This is a genomic window from Nocardia yunnanensis, assembly GCF_003626895.1.
Classification (GTDB): domain Bacteria; phylum Actinomycetota; class Actinomycetes; order Mycobacteriales; family Mycobacteriaceae; genus Nocardia; species Nocardia yunnanensis.
This window is the reverse complement of the sequence record NZ_CP032568.1, coordinates 598508-615427: the sequence shown is the minus strand read 5'-3', so window position 1 is coordinate 615427 and position 16920 is coordinate 598508. Positions and strand designations below refer to the sequence as shown.

General features: G+C 69.1%; 13 protein-coding genes. 7 read left to right on the top strand and 6 right to left on the bottom strand.

The annotated features are described in order from the left end of the window. Positions 1-77: 77 nt before the first annotated feature. The 3 genes from D7D52_RS02835 to xdhC are packed head-to-tail and all read left to right on the top strand — an operon-like array spanning position 78 to position 4913. Positions 78-1577 carry a xanthine dehydrogenase small subunit gene (locus D7D52_RS02835; RefSeq protein WP_120734921.1) on the top strand — a complete coding sequence of 500 codons (1500 nt, stop codon included), beginning with the start codon at positions 78-80 and terminating at the stop codon, positions 1575-1577. Continuing rightward, a complete protein-coding gene (gene xdhB, locus D7D52_RS02830; protein ID WP_120734920.1) occupies positions 1574-4057 on the top strand; it encodes a xanthine dehydrogenase molybdopterin binding subunit in 2484 nt (827 codons plus the stop codon). Before D7D52_RS02835 ends, xdhB begins: the two co-directional genes overlap by 4 nt. 1 nt (position 4058) lies before the next feature. Continuing rightward, complete coding sequence (gene xdhC / locus D7D52_RS02825) at positions 4059-4913, top strand: xanthine dehydrogenase accessory protein XdhC (protein ID WP_120734919.1); 855 nt, start codon at positions 4059-4061, stop codon at positions 4911-4913. A gap of 222 nt (positions 4914-5135) precedes the next feature. On the opposite strand, the gene D7D52_RS02820 is transcribed toward xdhC, so the two are convergent. From D7D52_RS02820 to D7D52_RS02800, 5 genes are read right to left on the bottom strand one after another with little or no spacing between them, the layout of a single operon-like run. Further along, entirely contained in the window at positions 5136-5774 is a 639-nt protein-coding gene (locus D7D52_RS02820; RefSeq protein ID WP_120734918.1) for a histidine phosphatase family protein, read from the bottom strand. Continuing rightward, positions 5771-7585 (bottom strand): carbamoyltransferase family protein, encoded by a 1815-nt coding sequence (locus D7D52_RS02815; RefSeq protein ID WP_120734917.1) that lies wholly within the window; start codon positions 7583-7585, stop codon positions 5771-5773. Before D7D52_RS02815 ends, D7D52_RS02820 begins: the two co-directional genes overlap by 4 nt. Then, positions 7530-8642 (bottom strand): NAD(P)/FAD-dependent oxidoreductase, encoded by a 1113-nt coding sequence (locus tag D7D52_RS02810; RefSeq protein ID WP_120734916.1) that lies wholly within the window; start codon positions 8640-8642, stop codon positions 7530-7532. Before D7D52_RS02810 ends, D7D52_RS02815 begins: the two co-directional genes overlap by 56 nt. Next, positions 8639-9607, bottom strand: coding sequence for a cucumopine synthase-related protein (locus D7D52_RS02805; RefSeq protein ID WP_120743744.1), 969 nt, complete (start codon positions 9605-9607; stop codon positions 8639-8641). The genes D7D52_RS02810 and D7D52_RS02805 overlap by 4 nt, the downstream gene beginning before the upstream one ends. Before the next feature lie 33 nt (positions 9608-9640). Then, positions 9641-10105, bottom strand: coding sequence for an SRPBCC family protein (locus tag D7D52_RS02800; RefSeq protein WP_120734915.1), 465 nt, complete (start codon positions 10103-10105; stop codon positions 9641-9643). Positions 10106-10637: 532 nt separating this feature from the next. On the opposite strand from D7D52_RS02800, the gene D7D52_RS02795 reads away from it, so the two are divergent. From D7D52_RS02795 to D7D52_RS02785, 3 genes are all read left to right on the top strand, one after another. After that, positions 10638-11135: a nucleoside deaminase gene (locus tag D7D52_RS02795; RefSeq protein WP_120734914.1), complete on the top strand. Its 498-nt coding sequence runs from the start codon at positions 10638-10640 to the stop codon at positions 11133-11135. 142 nt (positions 11136-11277) lie between these two features. Then, the gene (locus D7D52_RS02790) at positions 11278-12222 is read left to right on the top strand and encodes an ATP-binding cassette domain-containing protein (RefSeq protein WP_120734913.1); all 945 of its coding nucleotides are present in this window, start codon (positions 11278-11280) and stop codon (positions 12220-12222) included. After that, positions 12219-13013, top strand: a complete 795-nt coding sequence (locus D7D52_RS02785) for an ABC transporter permease (protein ID WP_120734912.1) — start codon at positions 12219-12221, stop codon at positions 13011-13013. Before D7D52_RS02790 ends, D7D52_RS02785 begins: the two co-directional genes overlap by 4 nt. A 2-nt stretch (positions 13014-13015) precedes the next feature. Here D7D52_RS02785 and D7D52_RS02780 read toward each other — a convergent pair whose 3' ends face one another. Beyond that, a complete protein-coding gene (locus D7D52_RS02780; protein ID WP_120734911.1) occupies positions 13016-16180 on the bottom strand; it encodes an AfsR/SARP family transcriptional regulator in 3165 nt (1054 codons plus the stop codon). A gap of 114 nt (positions 16181-16294) precedes the next feature. On the opposite strand from D7D52_RS02780, the gene D7D52_RS02775 reads away from it, so the two are divergent. Continuing rightward, positions 16295-16918: a DUF4097 family beta strand repeat-containing protein gene (locus D7D52_RS02775; RefSeq protein WP_120734910.1), complete on the top strand. Its 624-nt coding sequence runs from the start codon at positions 16295-16297 to the stop codon at positions 16916-16918. The last annotated feature ends 2 nt before the right edge of the window (positions 16919-16920 follow it).

Here is a 16920-nt window from a genome sequence, read left to right as displayed (position 1 = left end):
CGTCACCGAAAATAGAAAGCTCCTGAAATGGCGACTAGGATAATCGAGAAGACCGCGCACCGAAATGAGGTCGTGCCATGGTAGAAGCGCGGATCACGGTCAACGGGAAAGTCACCCCGATTTCCCCGGCGGCACCGCACACCACGGTCCTGGATTTCCTGCGCGACCGCGGTTTCACCGGCAGCAAGGAAGGTTGCGCCGAGGGTGAATGCGGCGCTTGTTCGATCATGGTGGCGCGCCCCGGCGTGGAGCAGCCCACCGATTGGATCGCCATCAACGCCTGCCTGGTGCCGGTCGCCTCGCTCGACGGCCAGGAGATCGTCACCGCCGAGGGCCTCGGCGCCCTGGACGGTTCCGGCGCCCCCACCGAACTGCACCCGGTGCAGAAGGAAATGGCGGTGCGCGGCGGCTCCCAGTGCGGTTACTGCACCCCGGGCTTCGTCTGCTCCATGGCCTCGGAGTACTACCGGCCCACGCGTTGCGCCGCTGTATCCGCGGATAACGGCAACGGAGTGCAGGCGGCCGAGGAGACCACCGAGTCGCACGATCACGAGCACGGCCCCAATGGTTTCGACCTGCACTCGCTGAGCGGAAACCTGTGCCGCTGCACCGGTTACCGCCCGATCCGCGATGCCGCCTTCGCGCTCGGTGAGCCCGCGGCCGACGACAAGTTCGCGCAGCGCCGCGAGCAGGACGCGCCCGCGCCGGTCGCCACCGAGTACAGCCAGGACGGCCGCACCTTCCGCCGCCCCGAGACCCTCGCCGAGGCCGTGCGGCTGCTGCGCGAGCGCCCGGACGCGGTGCTCGTCGCCGGTTCCACCGACTGGGGCGTCGAGGTCAATATTCGTTCGCGCCGTGCGGATTTCGCCATCGCGATCGACCGGCTGCCCGAATTGCGCGGCCTCACCGTCGAATCCGATCACATCGAGATCGGCGCGGCCGTGCCGCTGACCGAGATCGAGCGTCGCCTCGACGGCAGCGTGCCGCTGCTGGCGCAGCTGTTCCCGCAGTTCGCCTCCCGCCTGATCCGCAACAACGCTACCTTCGGCGGCAACCTCGGTACCGGTTCCCCGATCGGTGACTCCCCGCCGGCGCTGCTGGCGCTGGGCGCGTCGGTGGTGCTGGCCTCCGCCGACGGTGAGCGCGTGGTGGATCTGGCCGACTACTTCACCGGCTATCGGCAGAGCGTGCGCCGCGCGGACGAGCTGATCCGCGCCGTGCGCATCCCGCTGCCGCTGGCCCCGGTGACCGCGTTCCACAAGATCGCCAAGCGGCGTTTCGACGACATCTCCAGTGTCGCTGTCGCTTTCGCGCTCGATATCGAGGACGGCGTCGTCCTCGAGGCCCGCATCGGCCTGGGCGGTGTGGCCGCCACCCCGATCCGTGCCCGCGACACCGAGGAGGCGCTGGTCGGCAAGCCCTGGTCCACCGAGACCGTCGAGGCCGCCGCCGCGATCCTGCAAGGCGAGGGCACGCCGATGAACGATCACCGCGCCAGCTCCGAGTACCGCGCCGCGATGCTCGGGCAGAGCCTGAAGAAGCTGTACGCGCAGACCACCGAGGCGGTGCTGTCATGAGTCATCTGTCCGAACGCCCCGAGAAGCCGGTCGTCGGCGTCCCGATGCCGCACGAGAGCGCGTCGCTGCACGTCACCGGCACCGCGCTCTACACCGACGACCTGGTGTACCGCACCAAGGACTGCCTGCACGCCTACCCGGTGCAGGTGTTCAAGGCGCACGGCAAGATCAAGGCGCTCAACACCGATGCCGCTTATGCGGTGCCCGGTGTGGTGCGCGTGCTCACCATCGCCGACGTGCCGGGTGTCAACGACGCCGGCATGAAGCACGACGAGCCGCTGTTCCCCGAAGAGGTCATGTTCAACGGCCACGCGGTCGCGTGGGTGCTGGGCGACACCCTGGAGGCGGCCCGGCTCGGCGCCGCCGCCGTCGAGGTGGAGCTCGAGGAGCTGCCGTCGCTGATCACGGTGCGCGAGGCCATCGCGGCCGAGAGCTTCCACGGCGCGCGCCCGACCATGATCCGCGGCGACATCGACAAGGGCTTCGCCGACTCGGTGCACGTGTTCGAGGGCGAGTTCGAGTTCAAGGGCCAGGAGCACTTCTACCTCGAAACCCATTGCGCGCTGGCGCAGGTCGACGAGGCCGGCCAGATCTTCATCCAGTCCAGCACCCAGCACCCGTCGGAGACGCAGGAGATCGTCGCGCACGTGCTCGGGCTGCACAGCCACGAGGTCACCGTGCAGTGCCTGCGCATGGGTGGCGGCTTCGGCGGCAAGGAGATGCAGCCGCACGGGTTCGCGGCCGTCGCCGCGCTCGGCGCCAAGCTCACCGGTCGCCCGGTTCGCCTGCGGCTCAACCGGACCCAGGATCTGACCATGTCGGGCAAGCGGCACGGCTTCCACTCCTCGTGGAAGATCGGCTTCGACGCCGAGGGCCGCATTCAGGCGCTCGACGCCACGCTCACCGCCGACGGCGGCTGGAGCCTGGACCTGTCGGAGCCGGTGCTGGCGCGCGCGCTCTGCCATATCGACAACACCTACTGGATCCCGAACGCGCAGGTCGCGGGTCGCATCGCCAAGTGCAATACGGTCTCCAACACCGCTTTCCGCGGTTTCGGCGGTCCGCAGGGCATGCTGGTGATCGAGGACATCCTGGGTCGCTGCGCGCCGCTGCTGGGCCTGGATCCGGCGGAGCTGCGCGAGCGCAACTTCTACCAGCCCAACCAGACCACCCCCTACGGTCAGCCGGTCGGGCAGACCGATCGCATCGGCAAGATCTGGCACCTGACCCAGGAGAACGCGGACTGGGCCGCGCGGCAGCGCGAGATCGCCATGTTCAATGCCGCGCACCCGAACACCAAGCGCGCCTTGGCGATCACGAACATCAAGTTCGGCATCTCGTTCAACCTGACCGCCTTCAACCAGGGCGGCTCGCTGGTGCTGATCTACAAGGACGGCTCCGTCCTGATCAACCACGGCGGCACCGAGATGGGCCAGGGCCTGCACACCAAGATGATGCAGGTCGCCGCGACCACGCTGGGCATCCCGCTGCACAAGGTGCGGCTGGCGCCGACGCGAACCGACAAGGTGCCCAACACCTCCGCGACCGCGGCCTCCTCGGGCGCGGACCTCAACGGCGGCGCGATCAAGAACGCCTGTGAGCAGCTGCGCGGGCGGCTGGTGCAGGTCGCCGCGACCCAGCTCGGCGGCAATGCCTCCGACATCCGCATCGTCGACGGTGTGGTGACCCTGCTGGGCAGCGAGAAGACCCTCGACTGGGACGCCCTGGTGCATGCCGCCTACTTCCAGCGGGTGCAGCTGTCGGCCTCGGGCTACTACCGGACCGAGGGCCTGCACTGGGATGCCAAGGTCTTCCAGGGCTCGCCGTTCAAGTACTTCGCCTACGGCGCGGCCGCGACCGAGGTCGAGGTGGACGGGTTCACCGGCGCGTACAAGATCCGCCGCGTGGACATCGTGCACGACGTGGGCGACAGCCTCTCGCCGCTGATCGACATCGGTCAGGTCGAGGGCGGGTTCGTGCAGGGCGCGGGCTGGCTGACCCTCGAGGACCTGCGCTGGGACACCAGCGACGGCCCCAACCGCGGCCGGTTCCTGACCCAGGCCGCCAGCACCTACAAGCTGCCGTCCTTCTCGGAGATGCCCGAGGAGTTCAATGTGACGCTGCTCGAGGACGCCACCGAAGAGGGTGCGGTCTACGGCTCCAAGGCCGTCGGCGAGCCGCCGCTCATGCTGGCGTTCGCGGTGCGTGAGGCGCTGCGGCAGGCGGCCGCGGCGTTCGGACCGGTCGGGACCAGTGTCGATCTGGCGTCGCCCGCGACGCCGGAGGCGGTGTACTGGGCGCTGCAGGCCGCTCGCCAGAGCAAGTCGGCCGGCAGCATTCAGGCGGTCGCCGTGAACGGCAACGGCCAGCACGGCAACGGTCACGCCAACGGCAATGGCAATGGCAATGGAAACGGCCACGCCGCCAACGGCAATGGCAACGGCGTCGCCGTCGGCACGAACGCGCTGAGCGGAGTCTGACATGACCTGGGTGGCCGCGGTCGAACGGTTACGAGCCCGCCGGGAAGCCGGCGTGCTGGTGACCGTCGCGACCGTGCGCGGTCACGCGCCCCGCAAGCCGGGCGCGAAACTGGTTGTGGGACATACGGAGTCCTGGGGTTCGATCGGCGGCGGCAATATCGAGGCCGTCGCCGTCGACCGGGCGCGCGAGCTGATGGCGACGCCCGATCCGCAGACGGAGATCATGGACTTCGCGCTCAACGACAAGGTGACCAACCGGCACGGCGTGCAGTGCTGCGGCGGCGCGGTGAGCGTGCTGCTGGAGCCGCTGCCGGTGGTCCCCGCCGTGGCGCTGTTCGGGGTCGGGCACGTGGGTTACGAGCTGGCCCGCATCCTGGCCCGCCAGGACCTGGATCTGCACCTGATCGACACCAGGCCGGAACAGCTTGCGCCGGAACGTCTCACGGTGCTGGACGACAGCGTGGCGCAGGTGCACGTGCACCGGCCGCTGATGCTGCCCGAGGAAGTCATCGGTGAGCTGCCGCCCGGCACCCACGTGCTGATCATGACCCACGATCACGCCGAGGACGCCGCGCTGTGCGACACCGCCCTGCGCACACCGGAACTCGGGTCGATCGGTTTGATCGGGTCGGCCGCCAAATGGTCGCGGTTCCAGAAGAAGCTGGCCACCGAGGGCGGTTTCGACGCCGCCACCATCGCCCGGATCAAGACGCCGATCGGGCTGCCGGAGATCACCGGCAAGGAGCCGATCGTCATCGCGGTGAGCGTGGCGGCGGATCTGATCAAGACATTCGAGGCCGAACGGCACTCGAACAACGCTGTGGCGCAGGTGCATTCGATCGCGGACAGCGCTTAACCTCGTCATCGCGGCGCGGACAGCGCTCAAACCCGTCATCCCGGCGCGGACAGCGCTCAAACCCGTCATCCCGGCGCGGACAGCGCTCAAACCCGTCATCCCGGCGCGGACAGCGCTCAAACCCGTCATCCCGGCGTGCTTTTGGCCGGGATCCACACGCGCAGGGTGGATCCCGGCCAAGGACACGCCGGGATGACGGGCATTGTCATTTCCGGCGGAAACCTAACGCAGATGTGTCGTGTCGTTCAGCGAACGCACGCTCGCGGTTCCGTCGGGGTAGTACGCGACCTCCGAGAGCGAGGCCGCCGCAATCTCCATGCGGAACAGCGACTCCGGCGGCGCACCGAGCGCCAGCCGCACCAATGTCCGCAGCGGAGCGACATGCGAGACCACCAGGACCCGCTGCCCGGGGAACTGTGCCAAGAGTTTGTCACGCGACCATTCGACACGACGCGTCACCGATTCCAGTGATTCGCCGGTGCCGCCCGGCACGGCGGACGGCGAGACCAGCCAGTGCGCCAGTTCGTCGGGATGGCGTTCGCGGATCTCGGCGAACGTAAGCCCTTCCCACGCACCGAAATCCGCCTCCCGCAGCCCCGAAGCCAGCCGGACGTCGAGACCCAGTTTCCCTGCAGTCGCCGCCGCGGTCTCCCGGCAGCGGCGCAGCGGCGAGGACACCACCGCGTGCACCGTCCCGGATTCCGCGAGCCGGGCGGCGACGGCCTCGGCCTGCCGCCGCCCGGTCTCCGACAGCGCCGGATCGTCGCCGCCGCTGCCGGAGAAGCGCCGCTCCGGCGTCAACGCCGTCTCGCCGTGGCGCAGCAGCAACAGGGTGGTGGGCTCGCCGTCCGCGAATGTCATGCCGACACTTCGTCTTTCGGACCAGCGTGCGCCTTGGTGACCAGATGATTGCCCAGCGCCAGGTAGTCGATCTCGGTGCCCAGGAAGCAGTTCAACGCGTCCGCCGGCGTGCAGACGATGGGTTCGCCGGCCACATTGAACGAGGTGTTGATCAGGCACGGCACATCGGTCAGCGCGGTGAACCGGCGCAGCAGCCCCGCCAGGCGCGGGGTGTCGCGGTCGGTGAGGGTCTGCACCCGGGAAGTGCCGTCCACATGGGTCGCGCCCGGGATGACGTCCTGATACTTCGGTCGCACCGGGAATACGAAAGTCATGTACGGGGAACGGGTTTTGCGCCCCATCTCGAAGATTTTCGGCGCGTCCTCCTCCAACACCAGCGGCGCGAACGGACGGAACGGCTCGCGATGCTTGACCCGGGTATTGATGACGTCCTTGATATCGGGGAAGCTCGGGTTGGCCAGGATGCTGCGATGCCCCAGCGCCCGCGGACCGTGTTCCAGGCGGCCCTCGTACCAGCCGATGACCACCTTCTCGGTGAGCAGTTTCGCGACCTGATCGACGATTTCGTCGTCGGTGAGCCTGGTCCAGCCCACCCGATCGTCGAACTCGCGCAGAGCCGTTTCGATCGCGGAGTCGTCGAATTCCGGTCCCAGATAAGGATTTACGGGCGGCTGGTCCCGTTGCGCCCAATCCTCGGAGTAATCGATCCAGGCGCGCACCGCGGCCCCGATGGTGATGCCGGTATCGCTCGCGCCGAAGCTCACCGCCATCTCCTCGAACCGCGACCCCTCGAACAGCGGGGTGTTGTTGAGGCAGTTCAGGGCGACACCGCCCTCGAACAGCAGATGGTTCAGGTCGGACTTCGATTCCAGCGCCCGCAGTTGATGATTCGTGACGACCCCCAGCAGCTCCTGTGCCGCGGCCGCCACCCGCGCCTGATACTCGAGGCTGTCGTCGAACGGCCCGAAGTACCGCTCGAACACCGGGTCCAGACCACGCGGGTCATCGGTCGCCAGCGGCGTGCGGAAGCGGTATCGGCCCTGCGGCAGCAGTTCGACCAGATCCTCGACGAAGGGATTCGGCACCGGGGGCCGGGCATAGCCGGACAGCCCCATCACCTTGTATTCGTCGTTGTTGGGCACGAACCCGAGGAACCGGGTGATCGCGCTGAACAACAGGCCGATCGAGTTCTCCGTGCCGATGGTGGATTCGTCGAAGATCCGGATCCTGCCGTCGCGGATCTCGCCGAGGACCGCCGAATATCGTTCCGCGCGACCATCACTGACGAGAAACGCGCTGTCCTTCATACCGGCCAGGTAGTAGCCGGTCATGGCGTGCGCGATGTGATGCGGGACGAACACCACCTTCGCCGGATCGGGGCGGAAGCCGGTGCGGGCGGCGAAATCGGCGAGGATGGCCTCGGGACTCACCACCTCGGCCGCGAGTCCCCGTATCCCGCGCAGCAGTTGCCCGCGGACCACCGCGTCCATGGGCGCGGCCGAGATATCGGCCAGCACCGCGTCCACTACCTCGGACGACCAATTCCACGGAATGGCAAGGAGATCGACGTCCGCGAAGTCCAGCCCCGCGTGATCGAGGCACCACCGCACCGAGTGGATCGGAAAGTCGGTGGTCTTCTTGTCGCGGTTGAACCGCTCCTCTTCCACCGCCGCGACCAGTTCGCCGTCGATCAACAGCGCGGCGGCCGCGTCGTGGCCCATGAGGTAGTGCTTGTCCTTGCCGACCGCGCCGAAGTTATCCGCGAAGAATTCCGCTACTCGGCTGAAACCGTTGCACGCCAAGACGATCATAGGTATTTCCTTCATTGCCGAGTACGAGATCGCGGACGAGTTCCCCGGCGGCCGGGGCTTGGCACAGCCCTTGACCGGAGAATCCCGCCGCATAGACGAAGGGGCGCGAGGGGTCACGCCCGAGGACGGGCAGACCGTCCGGGCTGACGTCGAGGTCCCCGCTCCAGCCGTGCTCGACCCGCCGTCCCGCCAGCGCCGGGTAGGTGGCGCCGAGCTGGTCGGCGACACGAGATCGCCACTGCGCCTTGGTTTCCTCCGCGCCCGGCCGGCCCATCCCGACGAGGATCCGGTCACCCCACGACCGAATGCGCAGGCTCGACGGATGCAGGGTCATGGGCAGATCGGGCAACGCGGGCGCGGGCGCGTCGGTCAGCAGCAGGTCGACCGGATAGGTCGTGACCGGCAACTCCACCCCGGCCATGGCCGCGACCGTATCCGCCCACGGCCCGGCCGCGCAGACGATGGTTTCGGCGCGAATGCTGCCCGCGGGCGTATGCACCAGGCCGTCCTCGTCGATGGCGGTGACGGGGGTGCGTGTGCGCAATACCGCGCCGGCGCGTTCGGCCGCCGTGGCATAGGCGTGCACGATCGCGGCCGGATCGCAGGCATACGCCTCCGGCGACCAGGCGGCCGCCACGATGGCGCCTTCGTCCAGCAAGGGGTTGCGGCGGGCCGCCGCCGCGGCGGTCAGCAACTCCACCTCGACACCGGCCGCCCGCTGCTCGGCCTGCTCGCGCCGGAATTCCTCCACCTGCTGCCGCTCGGTGCACAGCACCAGGAAGCCGACCCGCTCCCGCAACAACTCGATCCCGGTGCGTGCGGCCAGCGCGTGATACGCGGCGACGCTGCGCACCGCGAGCTCCCCGATCAGCGGACTGCCCGGAAAGTAGGCGCGCACGACGCCCGCCGTGGTCCCCGACGACCCCGCGCCGAGTTGCCCGCGTTCGAGCAGGACGACCCCGACCCCGGCCTCGGCCAGCTGACAGGCGATGGACGTGCCGATGACGCCGCCGCCGATGACCACGACCTCGGCGTGCTCCACCCGCTGCGCGCTCACGACTGCGAACCCACTTCGGCCGGCCGGTGCTGACGCAGGTGATCGCCGCTGTCCCACGGGTACAGGTGCAGGTTCCACGCACCCAGCGTGTTGACGTAGAGCGCCAGCTGGCTGACCACCGCCAGGAAGTCGTCGCGGTCGAGATGGTCGAGGCAGGCCAGGAACCGCTGGGTGAACGCCCACAGCGGCTCCAGCCCGCAGTAGCCCAGGAACTCGGCCGGGACGCCGACCAGCAGCCGCGCCATGTGCCGCAGCGAATCCATCGGCATGTCCTGGACCGCGGCCCGCACCAGGCCGCCGTAGGAGGCGTAACCGAGCGGCCGGGTCTCTCCGTTGACGAACAGCAGTGTCGGCAGCACCGTCTCGAAACTTCCTGCCCCCGAAGGGATCACACCCCGATGCAGTTCGGCCAGCTCGACCGGCTCGGTCAGCCAGATGCGTTCGGTTTCGGCGTGCACGTCGTGGATGAGCCGATTGGCGTCGGCATCGGCAGCGGTCAGATGCGGAATGCGATGCCCGCCCTCGGTGCCCGCCTTGCGGACCTCCACCAGGATCGGCTCCTTGGTGGAGTACACCGAATCCCACACCGCCCGACCGGCTTCCAGCAGCGCGGGCAGATCCTGCGCCCGAATGCGGCCCACCGGCGCGGCGGGCATCGGCTCGGTCAGGGTGCCGTACTTGATGCCCAGATGCTGCAGCGCCGACAGGAACACCGTCCCGTCGGGCGCGTCCCGCCGGTCCGCGATCTTGGTCTGCGCGGGCACGTGCAGCAGCGACGGAATCGGCGCCACGTGATAGAGGTGCTCGCCCGCGACCAGGGCGTGGCCCTGCAGGCTGCGATAGGGCAGCGCCTCCCACAGCGCGTCGGCCAGTTCCTCGTTGCGGCCGTCGAGTTCGGCGGTCACGGTGATTCCCAGTGCGGGCCAGGCGATTTCGATGTGTCTGCCGGACGATGACTCTGACAAGGTGTTCTCCTTCATTGCAGGGTTCGGCGCGTACTACCGCTGTGCGAAGTGGTCGCGCACGGCGTCGACCTGCTTGGCCATCATGTCGATGATCGTTTCGACGACCTGGAGGTCCGCATCGGCTTCGATGGTCAGCTCGCGGGTCCAGTCGAAGAAGCAGCGGTTGGGGTCGTTGGTGATCTCGCGGATGCGAATGGTGGCGACATAGCGCTCCACGCCCATGGTCGGTTCCAGGGAGCGGTAGGTCTGCAGGCGTTTCAGCTCGTCGCGACCGGCGATCTCCTGCCGCACCAGGCCGTCGGCGAACACCAGCGTGAAGTTGTAGGGCGCCGGAACCCGTTCCGGCCCAGCGTCTCCCACCCAGTGCACATCCTTGGCCGCCGGTCCGGAAACGATCGCCACCAGGGCCAGGGCATCGCGCACGACGGCCCACACCGCGTCCGGATCGGCCTCGATGACACTCGAGTGGTACATGGAGTGCTTGCGCTGAACCGTCACGAAAAATCCTTGTCCGGCAAGGTGATTGCCTCGATATGGCGGAGTTCGCAATGCAGTACACAGGCGGGCCGGTGGCGGCGGCCAGGGCAGGAAGCCACGAACCGTGTCCCGGGTCACGGTGGGGATTTCGTGGAGTTATACGAACCCGCTCGGATTTCGAAAACCCCTGTGCCGCAACGCGTATCCGCGTCAAGCCACAGCAATTCGGGGCGCGGGTGAGCTGTGGTGGTGTCGGCGGGAGGTATCACCGCCGCCGCCGGGCTTCGTGCCCTTCGATATATATGGAGGCGCCCACCCGCCGTCGTCGCCGACAGGCCCCTGACCTGCGGTGGACCGTTGTGCGACCGCTCGGTTTGTCAATCCCTACGAAAGACCGGTCCCGGCTCGCGGTCCTTTTCATGGAATCCGTCCTAGCTGAGCCCCTCGCCTTCGCTGTGTACTCCTAATCACACAAGTTGCAGTGACGAACGTGAGGGATTTGTGCCGTGGTCTTCTTCCCCGGAGTCCCCGCCCTATCCACGGAGGAGTGACCATGACCGCGATGGAAGTGAGCCTGCAGGAGCTCGAACGTTCCTGGCTGGACCAGGCGATCCAGCTGGCCACCACCAGCGTCGCCAAGGGCGGTGGTCCGTTCGGCGCACTGATCGCCAAGGGCACCGAGGTCGTCGCCATCGGCCACAACCAGGTCACCGCTACCCTGGACCCCACCGCGCACGGCGAGGTCAGCGCCATGCGGGCCGCCTGTAAGGAACTGGGCACCTTCTCCCTGCAGGGCTGCGTCCTGGTCACCTCCTGCGAGCCCTGCCCGATGTGCCTGTCCTCGGCCCTGTGGGCGCGCGTGGACCGCATCATCTTCGCCGCCGACCGGCACGACGCCGCCGTCGCCGGCTTCGACGACCGCAAGTTCTACGAGCTGTTCGACTGCAAGCCGGGCGAAGGCTGGCCGACCTCGATCGAGCGGCTGGAACTGCCCAACGCCACCGCCCCCTTCGAGGCGTGGCTGGCCAAGACCGACCGCATCGACTACTGACGCTGCGCGACAACTGAAAATCGCAGCTCAGCGGCGGTATGACGATCGGGTCATACCGCCGCTGCGCGTTGTCCGGCGGTATCAGGGGCCATGTCAGGCCGGTGTCAGGTCGATATCAGGACGCCCGGCGAAGGTAGTGCCCATGAACAACACCGCAATCGCCGCCTCCGGGTTGCGAAAGTCGTACGGGGACAAGAAAGTTCTCGACGGCATCGACCTGAACATCGCGGCCGGCTCCATCTTCTCCCTGCTCGGGCCCAACGGGGCGGGCAAGACCACGACCGTGAACGTGCTGACCACCCTGGCGCGGCCCGACGACGGCACCGCCCGGATCGCCGGCTTCGATTTGGCCACCCAGGCTCGCGAGGTGCGCGCCTCGATCGGGGTCACCGGCCAGTTCGCGGCCGTCGACGACCTGCTCACCGGCGCGGAGAACCTGCGCCTGATGGCGGATCTGCATCGGCTGCGCGGCGCCGAGGCCACCCGGGTGGTCACCGGACTGCTCGAGCGTTTCGACCTCGAGGCCGCCGCCGGCAAGCCCGCCTCCACCTACTCCGGCGGCATGCGCCGCAAACTCGATCTGGCCATGACGCTGGTGACCCGGCCGCGCATCGTGTTCCTGGACGAACCGACGACCGGACTCGACCCGCGCAGCCGCCGCACCATGTGGGACATCGTGCGGGAGCTGACCGCCGAGGGCGTCACCATCTTCCTCACCACCCAGTACCTCGAGGAGGCCGATCAGCTGGCCGACCACATCGCGGTACTCGATCAGGGCCGCATCGTCGCCGAGGGCACGGCCGACGAACTCAAGCGCCGGGTGCCCGGCAGCCACATCCGGTTGCGCTTCACCGACCTCGCCGAGCTGGACGCGGCGGCGGCGGTGCTGCCGGCGGGCACCCGCGACGACGAGGCCCTGGCATTGAACGTGCCCGGCGACGGCGGCTCGAAAGCCCTGCGCGCCCTGCTGGATCGGCTCGCCGACCACTCCCTCGAGGCGGCCGACGTCTCGATCCACACCCCTGATCTCGACGATGTCTTTCTCGCCCTGACCGGGCACGCCACCACGGAGGCCGAAGCACAATGAGCACCCTGACCGCCCCTGCGACCGTCGCACCGGCCACCCTGTCCTCGGCGCTGCAGGACTCGATCGTCATGCTGCGCCGCAACTTCAAGCACATCGCCCGCAATCCGGTCACCATCTTCAACGCGGCGCTGATGCCGGTCGTGATGATGCTGATCTTCGTCTACGTGTTCGGCAGCGCCTTCAAGGTGGGCCAGCACTACGTCGACTACGCCACCCCCGGCATGATCCTGCTCGCCATCAGCTACGGGCTCTCGGGCACCGCGGTGTCGGTGAGCTCGGACATGGCCAAGGGCGTCATCAACCGCTTCAAGGTCATGTCGGTGTCCCGGGGCGCGGTGCTGACCGGCCACGTCGTGGCCACCATCGTGACCAATGTGGTCGCCATCGCCGCCATCATCGGGCTGGCCTTCGCGCTCGGTTTCCGGCCGCCGGCCTCCGCGGCGGACTGGCTCGGCGCGATCGGCGTCATGCTGGCGACCTCGTTCGCGGCCTCCTGGCTGACCGTCGCGCTGGGCATGGCGGCCAAGACCCCCGAATCCGCGGGCATGGCCGTGGTGCCGCTGATCATGCTGCCGTTCCTGAGCAGCGCGATCGTTCCGGCCGACCAGATGGGCCAGGGCGTGCGGCAGTTCGCGCAGTACCAGCCCTTCACGCCGATCATCGAATCGCTGCGCGGATTCTTGGAAGGCCACCCGTCGGGCGGCTACACCGCCGCCGCGCTGGCCTGGTGCGCCGGGTTCGCCATCGTCGGCTACTTCTGGTCGCGGGCCTCGTTCGACAAGCGGACGTAGGGTCAGTCCGCGAAGGTGGCCTCCGCCAGCTCCCGCCAATTCGATTCCGCCCCAACCCTCGTCGCCTCGGTGAAGCTCGCTTCGCCGAGGCGACTTCGTGTTTCGCGCTCGATCCGCTCCACGTCCGGCTGGGAGCGATCGGGCATACCGCGCACCACGGCGCTCGCGGCCAGCAGTCGCACCGCGTGCGCGTCCCGCCCCTCCCGCGCGGCCAGGTCGGCGAGCCCGACGAGCACCCGCGCCAGCAGGGGAGCGGCCGCCCGGTCGGAGACCGAGTCCAGCTCCGCCCGCCGATGCGCGCGGGATTGCTCGGTATCGGGCGCGAGATAGCCGAGCAGATCGTGGATTCCGGTTTCGAGATACTCTGTCTCGGAGCCCTTCGACAGGGTCCGGGCGATATCGATCTGACGGTGCGACTCGGCGGCGTCGCCGCTCCAGCGGGCCAATTCCGCTCGCTCCAACGCCAATTGGGCCAGGGCGCCGGGCCAGGCCGTGCGCTCCGCCCAGCGCTGCGCCTCGGCCACCGCGCCCGCGCTCGCCGCCGGATCGCCCAGCAGCCAGAACAATTGGGCCTGCCGGGACCGCGTGCGGGCGACGTCCTCGATCGCGTCGAGTTCGGCGACCACGCCGGCCGCCTCGTCCAAATACTCCGTCGCCTTGGCGAATTCACCCTGCATGGCCAGACGTTCCGCGAGTTCGGTGAGCGCGAAGGAGATGCCCCAGCGTTCACCGATGGCCCGGAACTCGGCGAGCGAGCCCTCCAGATGCGCGTCCACCTCCGGCCCGTCCTGGCCGAGCATGACGCGCAGCTTGCCCAGTTGCAGCCGGGACAGGGCCCGCACCCACGGATCCTCGTCGGCGATCAGCGCCTCGAACGCGGGCAGGTAGTGCTCGGGTCCGTGCAGCATGCGCTCCAGCGCGCCGACGAACACCAGCGCCGGATGGCGATGCGGGCCGGCGGTGCGTCGACCGTAGCCGTGCGACTTGGTGATCCACTCCTCCACGGCGAACTGATCATTGGGCCCGGTGGTCGCGAAATGCACGACCAGCCCGTACACGGTGGCGAGGGTCTCGTCGTCCGGACCGTCCGCATCCGTGGCTTCCGCCGCCTGCTCGACGGCGTCGGCGGCCGCGGTGACCATTTCCATGCCCTCGGATTTGTGCCCGCCGAGCCACCAGTACCAGCCCGCCGCCGCGGCCAGCCGGGCCGCGCCGGCGGCGTCGGGCGCGGCCAGCGCGCCGCGCATGGCGGCGGCGATATTGTCGTGCTCGGCGTCGAGAACGGCCAGCCATTCCAGTTGCTCACCGCGGCGCAGACGCGGATCCGCGGTCGCGGCCAGTTCGGTGAAGTACGCGAGATGCGCGCGGCGAGCCGAATCCGCCTCTCCCGCTTCGTCGAGTCGTTCCCGGGCGTACTGCGCGATGGTGCCCAGCATCCGGTAACGCGGTGCGTCGTCGCCGGTGACGATCAGCAGCGACTTCTCGGTCAGGGCGGTCAGCAGTTCCAGGACCTCCCACCCTTCGACGGCGCCGGTCGCGCACACCTGTTCGGCCGCTTCCAGACTCGCGCCGCCGGCGAAGACCGCGAGCCGGCGCAGCACCGTGCGCTCGGGCTCGCTCAGCAACTCCCAGCTCCAGTCGACCACCGCGCGCAGGGTCCGGTGCTGCGGGATGGCGGTGCGGCTGCCGCCGGTCAGCAGCCGGAAGCGATCGTCGAGACGATGGGCGAGCTGTTCCAGCGACATGGTGCGCAGCCGGGCCGCGGCCAATTCGATCGCCAGCGGAATACCGTCCAGCGCACGGCAGATGCGGGCCATGGTGGCCAGCGCGGCGGCGTCGGAGCCGAGATCCTTGCGCACCGCGCTCGCCCGGTCCCGCAGCAGCTCCACCGCGGGCGCGGTCGCGATGGCGGCCGAATCGGCGTCCGGCGCGGGCAGATTCAGCGGCTCGACCTGCCACAGCGCCTCGCCGGTGATGCCGAGCGGTTCGCGGCTGGTGGCGAGAATCCGTAGCTTGCGGCATTCGCCGAGCAGCCGGTGCGCGAAGGTGGCCGCGGATTCGATCAGGTGCTCGCAATTGTCGAGCACCAGTAGCGTCTCGCGCTCGCGCAGCGCCGCCACCAGACGGTCCATCGGGTCGGCGCCGGCGCCGCCGTGCAGGGCGTCGCGGAGCCCGAGGGCGGCCAGCGTCGCCTGCGCGATGTCGTCGGCCGGGCCCAGTGCGGTCAGTTCCACCAGCCAGGCCCCGTCCGGCAGATCCTCGAGCAGGGTGTGCGCGGTCTCCACCGCGAGCCGGGTCTTGCCGGAGCCGCCGGGGCCGGTGAGGGTGGTGAGCCGGTGGTTCGCGATGAGGTCGCGGACGGCGGCGATATCGGCGTATTTGCCGACGTAGCTGGTCAATTCGGCGCGCAGGTTGGTGCTGCGGTCGGCCTGCCGCGCACCGACCTCGCCGCGCAGCAGCGCGACATGCAGGGCCGACAGGTCCGGTGACGGGTCGACGCCCAGTTCGTCGGCGAGGGTTTCGCGGGTCTGCTGGTACACCGCCAGCGCCTCGGTGCCGCGACCGGCCTCGGCCAGCGCGCGCATGAGGGCGGCGGCGAGCCGTTCCCGCAGGGGGTCGCGGGCCACCAGTTCGGTCAGTTCGGCGATCAGATCGGGGCCCCGGCCGAGCCGGATCTCCGCCTCGTACAGGTCGTCCTGCGCGGCCGCGCGCAAGGCTTCGAGACGGGTGACCGCGGCGTCGAAGGCTTCGTTGCCGCGCAGGTCGACGTCCTGCATCGGGGCGCCGCGCCACAGGTCGAGGGCCGCGCGCAGGGTCTCGGCCCGGTGTCCGTCGTCGCCGCCGCGGGCCTGATCCAGCAGTCGTTCGAAGCGCACGGCATCGACATCGGCGGGCTTGACGGTGAGCCGGTAGCCGCCCGCCTCCACGCCCAGCGATCCGTCCGGAAGCACCCGGCGCAACCGGGACACCAACGCCTGCAAGGCATTCGCGGCGTCCGCGGGCGGGTTGTCCCCCCAGATCCAGTCGACCAGCGTCGTTTTCTGCACCGCGCGGCCGGGTTCGAGCGCCAGCGCGATCAGCAGTGCGCGCAACCGGGCTCCCGGCACCTCGAGCAATCCGCTGTCGGCTGTCCGGATTTCGAGCGGTCCAAGCATCCCGATCTGCACCCGGACATTCTGCCGTGCCGTCAGCGGGCGTGTCAGATCGGTGTCAGGTCGGTATCAGGGGCCGGAGCGAAAGTTCTTCTCGTACCAGCCGCAACCACTCCCCAGGAGCACCTCATGACCGCCTTCCAGACTCCCGCCCCGATCGCCGTCGCCGTCGACGTGCTGGCCGGACAGGTCACCGTCACCGCCTCCGACCGCACCGACACCGTCGTCGAGGTCCGCCCGGCCGATCCGGCCAAGAAGGGCGATGTGCGGGCGGCCGCGAGCACCCTCGTCGATTTCGCCGACGGCGTGCTGACGGTGAAGACGCCCAAGCAGTGGCGCACCTACACCCCGTTCGGCGGCAACCCGACGATCGAGGTGTCCATCGCGGTCCCCACCGGGTCGCGACTCTCGGGAACCGCCGGAGTCGGGCGCATTCTCGGTGCGGGTGAACTCGGTGACACAACGCTCGAGATCGCGGTCGGCGAGATCATCGTCGAACGCCCGGGCGGGTCCGTCACCGCCAAGGCCGCCAAGGGCGATATCCGCATCGGCCGGGCCGCACGCGGCGTCATGCGTCTCGAGACGTCCGTGGGTGAGCTGGAGGTCGGCATCCACCCCGGCAGCGCGGCGCACCTCGACACCAATGGCGCGGTGTCGAACCAGCTCAGCCCGGTCGGCGCGGGCGAGGTGGAGACCGTTCAGGTGATCGCCCGAAACGCCCTGGGCAACATCATCATCCGCCACGCCGCCTGACG

Bases quoted from the DNA above. Each gene is read 5' to 3' on its own strand.
- D7D52_RS02835 (WP_120734921.1), top strand. From the start codon at position 78: ATGGTAGAAGCGCGGATCACGGTCAACGGGAAAGTCACCCCGATTTCC.
- xdhB (WP_120734920.1), top strand. From the start codon at position 1,574: ATGAGTCATCTGTCCGAACGCCCCGAGAAGCCGGTCGTCGGCGTCCCG.
- xdhC (WP_120734919.1), top strand. From the start codon at position 4,059: ATGACCTGGGTGGCCGCGGTCGAACGGTTACGAGCCCGCCGGGAAGCC.
- D7D52_RS02820 (WP_120734918.1), bottom strand. From the start codon at position 5,774: ATGACATTCGCGGACGGCGAGCCCACCACCCTGTTGCTGCTGCGCCAC.
- D7D52_RS02815 (WP_120734917.1), bottom strand. From the start codon at position 7,585: ATGATCGTCTTGGCGTGCAACGGTTTCAGCCGAGTAGCGGAATTCTTC.
- D7D52_RS02795 (WP_120734914.1), top strand. From the start codon at position 10,638: ATGACCGCGATGGAAGTGAGCCTGCAGGAGCTCGAACGTTCCTGGCTG.
- D7D52_RS02790 (WP_120734913.1), top strand. From the start codon at position 11,278: ATGAACAACACCGCAATCGCCGCCTCCGGGTTGCGAAAGTCGTACGGG.
- D7D52_RS02785 (WP_120734912.1), top strand. From the start codon at position 12,219: ATGAGCACCCTGACCGCCCCTGCGACCGTCGCACCGGCCACCCTGTCC.
- D7D52_RS02775 (WP_120734910.1), top strand. From the start codon at position 16,295: ATGACCGCCTTCCAGACTCCCGCCCCGATCGCCGTCGCCGTCGACGTG.